Below are 5,266 nucleotides of genomic sequence, written 5' to 3' on the forward strand. Positions count from 1 at the left end.
TCGCGTTCAATCCCGACTACAGATTTGCGGTTACATCCTCGATCGTGGATAGTGTCTCGCTGCTCGTCTACGACGAGGTCGACCCGGCATTCATCGAGATGCGACTCTGTTAAATCCCTTAATACAGGGCAGATTTCACTAGTCAGTTTGTGTATACCGCATGTGTATATCGTAAAATGTTGGCCGCTAGGCTCTGCTGAATTCTTAGCTGATGATACATTCTGCTCCGATTACGATCGATACAGGGGACTCACAGAACGCTCAGTACAGACTGAGAACAGATCGCTCGTACTGGATATTCACGACGCGTCGAGTCGATCATAGAACGTCCTCGGTTCGACGATATCGATCCCACGGAACGAGTCGAGATCGAGCAGGTGTCCGTCGGCGGAGACAAGGTAATCGACGTCACCGGCGACGGCCGCTTCAAGTAACTTGTCGTCGTCGGGGTCCGCCTCAACCGCCGTAATGTCTTCCTGCGGATCGACGAACTCCGAATAGTATCGGACCAGTTCGACCTCCTGTTGTACCTCGTGTTCGCTCATGTGAAAGCGCTCTGGGTACTTGAGCAGCGTTTCACGGAACTCGGTGAGCGTTTCCACCGAAACGACGATCTGGTACTCGCGTTCGAATCCCTTGACGAGAAGTTCGTGTGGCACGCCGGTTGCGATGACGCCCGAGATGAGGACGTTCGTATCCAGCACCGCCCTCATTCGTCGCTGTCCCGCGCCTCGTGGACGAGTCGAGTGACCTCGTCGAGAGACGTTTCGCCCGCGTCTGTCCGGTTTTCAACACGCTGTTGAAACTCCTCGATCGATGGGAGGTCGACTTTCTTTAACACGAGACCATACTCCGTCGGGACAACCATGAGCTTCGTCCCCTGTTCGAGTCCGAATTGGTCTCTGAGTTTACTCGGGATCGTGATCTGTCCCTTCGAGGTTACTGTGGTTACTTCAGGTTCATCAGATGCCATTGTATGCGTAAGGATTCCTTACGCAAAGGGTTGAATCTACCGGTCAATTCGCACTCTTCAACGACCGGCTGTTTCACGCTATGTTATGTCTGATGGACAAGACATCAACAGAGTCGGCCGCTAGTATTCCTCTCGATTCGCTCGGAGGAGGGTGAGAACAATTACGCCGTACCTGTAGGTATTGGGAATGCATGGTCTCCGATTCACGCTCTTCGGACCCGGACAGCCCTGCCTCCGAGTCGGTGTCGGGATCCGACAGTGAAATGGCGTCAGGATTTGACGAGGCTGCTCTCTACAGGGTCGTTCACGCCGCAGTCAAAGATGCCCTTCTCGACGTGATTGGGACGCTGTTGCTCGTCGGTATCGCCTTTGTGCTCGTGGTCGCCGGTGGTCAGGCACTCTTCGCGGCCACATCGACGCTCGGGATCGTGGTCGGCCTTGGATTTGTGGTAACAGGGCTTTACCTCGCAGCCACCTCACTTGAGCTCATTCCGCCAGTCTACGAGTGGCTGTGAATACAGTCAGACACATCGGATGGGAAGATAGAACAACGGAACTGTGACAGTGGGTCTATTCTCTATCGAAATATCCAGCTATATCCACCGCCACACGTCGTTGTGCCACCACCTCCCAATTCCTGTAGTGTGAACGAGTGTGTCTGGCCGCGAGTTCCACAAGTGACGATCTGAGATGACGCGTGTTCTCGGTTTGGCCCTCGTTCCGCGATATACACGGTTACGTCTCCCTTCGACCAACTCGTAACCGTACCATCGACCGTTTCTCCGGGTTCGACGACGAATGTCATTGTTTCAATCTCGTCATCTACGAGCGTCACATTCTCGTAGTCGCCGGGCCAGACGAGGTCAGAATATGTGACATGTTTCCGATCGCCGTCGTCGGTCGTCACCTCAAAATTAACGTATCCTGCGAGGTCTTCGTCTGAGACTGTATACACCGTCACATAGTGAGTCTCATTGTCCTGATTTTCAAGTGTGACTGTGGGTTCTGGCGTACCGACTGCGAACGCACTTCCAACAAGAAGGAGACCAACGAGCAGGAGGCCTCCGATGAGGAGTGATCGGCGGGGGACCATACACACACTTTCGACTCGTAAGTTAAAATCCCAATCCTCCAGCCTCGAGCTACGGACCGGTACAATCAATTGTATTGGCTGATTTCTGAAATTCACACCGGGATGCCCTCCAGAAGACGCGTACTAGTGGGAGCCACCGCACTCCTTGCCGGCAGTAGTTGTACGGCCATCACTGGCTCAGCTGTGGAGACCGCTGCCGCGGACCAAGCGTGGCCGATGGCTGGGTACGATCCGGCAGGAACCCGATACAACTCCGCCGTCTCGGGTCCCGTAACTGACGTTGAACCCGTCTGGATCTACGACACACCATCATGGTTTCACGGGGCGAGCTCTCCGATCAGAATTGGGGACACGCTCTATGCCACCGGGAGAGGGATGGTCGCGCTCCGTGTCGAAGACGGAACTGAACAGTTCGTTCGACGCGGTCCGTACACGTCCAGTTTGGCCGCCGCCAACGCGAAGCCGTACCGGTCACCAACGCTCGCAGTCACGTCGACGGGCGGCACGTACGGTCTCAACGCCACCGGCGGGATCGGGATCCCCGGAATCGATCGGGGAATTGGTAGTGAACGATGGCATGGACCGCCATACGGGGAGTATCGACCCACTGTCAGCCATACGCCGACTACGAACCCGGTCGTCCACGACGGGATGGTGTATACACCCGTCGTCGGAACAAACGACATCGCCGCGATGAACGCCAGCGACGGCTCCGTCGAATGGCGCGTGACTGTCCAAGAGGACGAGGTCATCTCCGCCGAGTTTGGACGGCCAACGATCAAGGATGGCACGCTATTTGTTGCGAACTGGCCGGGACAGGTCTCGGCGTACGACATCAAGGATGGAACGCAGCGCTGGAACCGGGATCGTGACGATCAGATGCAGTTGTGTACGCCGGTAACGGACGCGGGAGTGATCGTCACATCGCGAAATGACGTCGCGTTACTCGACAACGAGGACGGCGAGCCGCTCTGGGAGCGTGATCTTGACGGGAACGCGACTGAAGGTACGGCGGCCGTAACAGACGACAGGGTACTCCTGAGCGACGGGAACGACACGTTCCACGCGCTCGATCTCGATACCGGCGAGTCGTACTGGTCACGTGAGTTTGTCGGTGAGTCGAAGCCGGTGGTTGCCGATGGGACTGTCTATGTCGTGGAAGAGAAGAGGAGACTCCGTGCGTTCGACGTCGATAGCGGAATCGAACGGTTCAGCTACGAACCGGAGCAAGTTCCACTCTCTCCGCCGATCATCGGCGACGGTCGCCTGTACGTAACCAATCGCCGTCGTGTGCTGGCACTGGGGGAGCAGTCATGACTCAGAACCCAGATATGGAGGCTGGAGACGACAGAGCACCGAACGACTTCTCGAAGCACCCATCCGACGACCAGAGGTCTCGTGGGGGCGATTCGGCGTCAGGGGGTGCAGAGATCGTCCGGACGCTCCGATCGATGCCGACGCTCTGGCTCCCGTTTCTCGTGGCTGGCTGTGTGCTGACGGTGATCGGTCGATTCCGGATACGTGACCCGCTACCGGTTGAGCCCCCCGTGTCGGGGTCGACTCTCCAGATCGTATATACGGTGTATCCGACAGGGACGACGGCGACCAGTCGCTCACTCGACGCGCTGATCAATCTCCCACTGGACGTGCTTCTGTATGCCGTCGGACTCGAACTCCTCGCGATCGGAGCCATTGCTACCGCCGGGGGGATCACGATGGTACGGGCAAGCGACCGAATGGTCTCACGGCGGCGGTTTCTCGTTTATACGGGAGGGATCTCGGTGGTGTACCTCATCACCCACTTGGGAACGGCGATCGATCTCGATGTTTCTGTAAACTCACTCCTCGTCGCGCTCGGTGCGTTCGCAGTGTTGGCGTTTGTCGCCGTTCGATTGTTCTTGCTCCCGGTCGCTGTCCTGTTCGCTGAACCACTACGGAGTGCCCCAGTGGAGAGTTGGCGACGCTCTCGTGGCCACGGTGTCCCGTTGTTTGCGCTGATCGTAGGGATAGGGTTGACGTCGGGATGGCTGGTAGCGATCCCGTACGTTGGCGTCGTACTCAGTGTGATGACTGTCGGAACGGTCCACGCGGTAGCACTCACAACGTTGTACGAGTTGTACAGTTGAGAGTTTCACTAGAGACGCGGAAAACGGACACAGAACTCACACTCCGACTCCACGAGACTCGTGACGGATCGCTCACCCGAGACGATAGTTGCGAACACGATCTCGTGCGATGTACATTGAGATGAGACCGACGAGACACGCGAGTACGGCCGAAACAAGGGTCCCACTAAGACCGATCACGAATTGATTAATACCGACGACCGAGGCGAGCGCGTGACCAGTAATACCAGAGTGAGCGAGACCGGTCGGGAGCGCAACGACGAGCACCATAATCGAATAGGTGACGAACGCGAGAGCGCTCGGGACGATCGCTTTCGTGCTTCGAGAGACGCTAACCGCCTCAAAGCGTGGGAACCCGATCCCGACGCCGGTCGCGATCGCGCCCGACCCGATTGACAACACAAGAGCTGCCGCCCCGAGACTCATGACGACCGGCACCGAGTGCGGACTGAGGAGGCCTGTAATAACGGTTGCCGCGACGGTCACGGGCGCTATGAGAAGCGCTCCAGAGACGACGTGGCCGATAACCAGCGAGCGCTCGGGGGCATCCGAGAGCAGTGTGACNNTGACCCACCACGTTGAGCGCGAACAACGACCCGGCAACCCACGTTCCACTGAGTAAAATCCACAACGGAAGCCCCGTTCCGATCTCCCCTGTCTGGACGGCCGTGACAATCGGACCGGCGAGGACGATCAGGGGATACAGCGCGAACGATAGCGAGATCGGTGACCGACGAGCGCGTTTCCAATCGACTGCGACAACCCCGAAGACTGGCTGTGAGAGAATTCGTGAGAGCCCGCCCAACCGGGATGATCTATCAACCGATCGCTCGACTTCGTGGGTGATGTGAACGCCGTCGGCGTACCAGAGCCACGCTGCGAGTCGGTACAGCGACGCAACCGCGATGACGACGAACACTCCTGTGAATCCCATTGCGCCAATCGCTCGGAGCGGTGACGCACCGATCCCGAGCCCCAATGCGGCGAGATCGCCGAACCAGTCGATCGGTGTCGGCGCAAGCACCCGATAGATCGGTTCGAGAACTGATGCGAATGCTGTGTTGAACAGATTCT

At 57.7% G+C, this 5,266-nt stretch carries 7 protein-coding genes; 3 read left to right on the forward strand and 4 right to left on the reverse strand.

All coding sequences use genetic code 11. The features are described from left to right. Positions 1-299: 299 nt before the first annotated feature. Positions 300-713, reverse strand: coding sequence for a putative toxin-antitoxin system toxin component, PIN family (locus tag DJ74_RS14355; protein WP_094527686.1), 414 nt, complete (start codon positions 711-713; stop codon positions 300-302). Continuing rightward, positions 710-973, reverse strand: coding sequence for an AbrB/MazE/SpoVT family DNA-binding domain-containing protein (locus DJ74_RS14360; protein ID WP_094525106.1), 264 nt, complete (start codon positions 971-973; stop codon positions 710-712). Before DJ74_RS14360 ends, DJ74_RS14355 begins: the two co-directional genes overlap by 4 nt. Positions 974-1,164: 191 nt before the next feature. Between DJ74_RS14360 and DJ74_RS14365 the strand changes: the two genes are divergently transcribed. Further along, positions 1,165-1,488: a hypothetical protein gene (locus DJ74_RS14365; protein WP_094525107.1), complete on the forward strand. Its 324-nt coding sequence runs from the start codon at positions 1,165-1,167 to the stop codon at positions 1,486-1,488. Positions 1,489-1,550: 62 nt separating this feature from the next. Here the strand turns inward: DJ74_RS14365 and DJ74_RS14370 are convergent, their stop codons facing one another. Next, a complete protein-coding gene (locus DJ74_RS14370) occupies positions 1,551-2,066 on the reverse strand; it encodes a hypothetical protein (RefSeq protein ID WP_094525108.1) in 516 nt (171 codons plus the stop codon). A 216-nt stretch (positions 2,067-2,282) separates the two neighbouring features. Between DJ74_RS14370 and DJ74_RS14375 the strand changes: the two genes are divergently transcribed. Continuing rightward, a complete protein-coding gene (locus tag DJ74_RS14375) occupies positions 2,283-3,383 on the forward strand; it encodes a PQQ-binding-like beta-propeller repeat protein (RefSeq protein WP_198947988.1) in 1,101 nt (366 codons plus the stop codon). After that, a complete protein-coding gene (locus DJ74_RS19435) occupies positions 3,380-4,192 on the forward strand; it encodes a hypothetical protein (protein ID WP_198947989.1) in 813 nt (270 codons plus the stop codon). The genes DJ74_RS14375 and DJ74_RS19435 overlap by 4 nt, the downstream gene beginning before the upstream one ends. A 72-nt stretch (positions 4,193-4,264) precedes the next feature. Here the strand turns inward: DJ74_RS19435 and DJ74_RS19710 are convergent, their stop codons facing one another. Continuing rightward, positions 4,265-4,630, reverse strand: coding sequence for a hypothetical protein (locus tag DJ74_RS19710; protein ID WP_254922179.1), 366 nt, complete (start codon positions 4,628-4,630; stop codon positions 4,265-4,267). Positions 4,631-5,266: the final 636 nt, after the last annotated feature.

Source organism: Halorubrum sp. Ea8 (assembly GCF_002252925.1).
GTDB lineage: Archaea > Halobacteriota > Halobacteria > Halobacteriales > Haloferacaceae > Halorubrum.

What these genes read in the sequence shown, in the direction of transcription:
- DJ74_RS14355 (WP_094527686.1), bottom strand. Translation starts at nt 713, where the DNA reads ATGAGGGCGGTGCTGGATACGAACGTCCTCATCTCGGGCGTCATCGCA.
- DJ74_RS14360 (WP_094525106.1), bottom strand. Translation starts at nt 973, where the DNA reads ATGGCATCTGATGAACCTGAAGTAACCACAGTAACCTCGAAGGGACAG.
- DJ74_RS14365 (WP_094525107.1), top strand. Translation starts at nt 1,165, where the DNA reads ATGGTCTCCGATTCACGCTCTTCGGACCCGGACAGCCCTGCCTCCGAG.
- DJ74_RS14370 (WP_094525108.1), bottom strand. Translation starts at nt 2,066, where the DNA reads ATGGTCCCCCGCCGATCACTCCTCATCGGAGGCCTCCTGCTCGTTGGT.
- DJ74_RS14375 (WP_198947988.1), top strand. Translation starts at nt 2,283, where the DNA reads ATGGCTGGGTACGATCCGGCAGGAACCCGATACAACTCCGCCGTCTCG.
- DJ74_RS19435 (WP_198947989.1), top strand. Translation starts at nt 3,380, where the DNA reads ATGACTCAGAACCCAGATATGGAGGCTGGAGACGACAGAGCACCGAAC.